Genomic DNA, 1,622 nt, shown 5'->3' with positions numbered 1-1,622 from the left:
GCGGGGAGAAGGATACGAAGCCTTGCCAGCATGCTGGCTAGGCGCAGTTGGAAGAGGGGGCTCGACGCCCGACCCATAAAACAACGTCATTCCCGCGAAGGCGGGAACCCATCTCCCACCTCATCCCCAAGGACAAAGGTAGCGGGATGGATCGTCCATGCGCACATGAGGATCGGACCTATGGCAGCGAAGATGCCTCAATCCGGCATCACCCCCATCAACCGCGCCAACTCACCCCCATCAACCCCCACCTCAACCGCATCCTCCCCCAATGCCGCCCCCAGAACCGCCGCCAGTTCCGCCGGCGTCGCGCGCCAAAACTCCTCCGGTCGCCAGCCAAGCAACCACCCGGCCACCCCCGCCAACCGCCGCGCGCCATCGGCAAAGCGCCTCATTTTCCCGCCAATATCTGCTGCAACAGCGTCTTGAGCACCGGCGTCAGCCGCGCCAGCCCGACGACAAGCATCGCCTCGCCCAGCGTCTCCCGGTCCATCCGCTCGCGATCGACCAGGCAGTGCCAGAACAAGGCCGCCATATCGCCCAGCGACAATTTCCCGTCCGCCGCCCGCTCGACCAGGTCGAACAACGGCCCCAGTTCGGCTTCCGCCGCCACCAGCGCCCCGAAACTCGGCCGCAACGCCAGCACGTCGCCGCCAATCTCCAGCGCCGCCTCGCCCCGCTCAGGTTCGCCACCCCGCTCATTCCGACACCACCGCGCCGGAGCTTTCCAGGCTCAGCGCATAATTGCGCTCGCCATTATAATCCCCGGCATAGTCGAGCCGCGTCACCAGAAAGCGCCCGCGCATCCGCTCGCCGCTCTCGAAGCTCAGTTCATACTGATCGATCGTGCCCGACAGCGCATGGTTGCGAATGCGCACCTCCGCCGCCGACCCCGTGAACAGCCCGGCCGCTGACACGCTGACCGATCGCACCCCCGCCCCCGACAGCAATTCGCGCCAGCCGCCCGAATCCTTGGACGTAATATTCACCGCCTCGCCATTTACGGACAATTGCGTAGTCCGCATGCCCGCCACTGTGGCGTAGGTTGCTGGAATGTTGCCATCCCCCACCTTCAATAGAAACGCACTTCCTTTTTCGACGCCCATGGCGCATCCTTTCATCCGTCAAAGCGTGCAAAACGCAGGTTAAGGAGAGTCCCGATGTTTCTGACTATGTCGCTGGTCATGATGCTGGCCGCCGCCCCTTCGGCCGACGCCGTGGGCGCAGGCCGCAAGGCCTATTCCCAATGCCTGTCCGCGCAGGTGAAGCCCGGTCTCGACAAGAAATTGCCGCTCGGCGAATTTCAATCGGAGATGAAAAAGGCCTGCGCCGACAAGGAAGCCGCCTTCCGCGCCGCCATCGTCGCCACCGACAAGGCCGACGGCATGTCCGAAAAAGAAGCCCAGGCCGACGCCGACGACCAGACTGCCGAATATATCGACAAGATCACCGCCGAATATGAAGACTATAACCGCCCAAGCTGACCACCCCCCTCTCTCCCCAGCGGGGAGAGATACGAAGCTCGGCAGCTTGCTGCCTAGCCGCAGTTGAGAGGGGGCACGACCCATGCGGCTGTCTCCCCTCTTTTGCAGGCGCGCAGTTCCGATAACGTTACCGGACCC

4 protein-coding genes are annotated in these 1,622 nt (G+C 63.7%); 1 reads left to right on the top strand and 3 read right to left on the bottom strand.

Going from position 1 to position 1,622, the window contains the following annotated elements; genetic code table 11:
* Positions 1-197: 197 nt before the first annotated feature.
* Genes BF95_RS25325 through BF95_RS25315 form a run of 3 tightly spaced genes read right to left on the bottom strand, consistent with a single transcriptional unit; the run spans position 198 to position 1,106 of the window.
* Positions 198-395, bottom strand: coding sequence for a phage tail assembly chaperone (locus BF95_RS25325; protein WP_043155647.1), 198 nt, complete (start codon positions 393-395; stop codon positions 198-200).
* On the bottom strand, positions 392-646 hold the full coding sequence (locus BF95_RS25320) for a gene transfer agent family protein (RefSeq protein ID WP_235210019.1): 255 nt from the start codon (positions 644-646) through the stop codon (positions 392-394). Before BF95_RS25320 ends, BF95_RS25325 begins: the two co-directional genes overlap by 4 nt.
* A 52-nt stretch (positions 647-698) precedes the next feature.
* Positions 699-1,106, bottom strand: a complete 408-nt coding sequence (locus BF95_RS25315) for a phage tail tube protein (protein WP_043155645.1) — start codon at positions 1,104-1,106, stop codon at positions 699-701.
* Positions 1,107-1,160: 54 nt separating this feature from the next.
* Here BF95_RS25315 and BF95_RS25310 point away from each other — a divergent pair, with 54 nt between their 5' ends.
* Positions 1,161-1,484: a hypothetical protein gene (locus BF95_RS25310; RefSeq protein ID WP_043155643.1), complete on the top strand. Its 324-nt coding sequence runs from the start codon at positions 1,161-1,163 to the stop codon at positions 1,482-1,484.
* Positions 1,485-1,622 lie beyond the last annotated feature (138 nt).

This window comes from Sphingobium sp. Ant17 (genome assembly GCF_000588875.1).
In the GTDB taxonomy this organism is placed as follows: domain Bacteria; phylum Pseudomonadota; class Alphaproteobacteria; order Sphingomonadales; family Sphingomonadaceae; genus Sphingobium.
The sequence above is the reverse complement of the archived record's forward strand: the minus strand, read 5'-3'. Positions and strand labels throughout refer to the sequence as shown.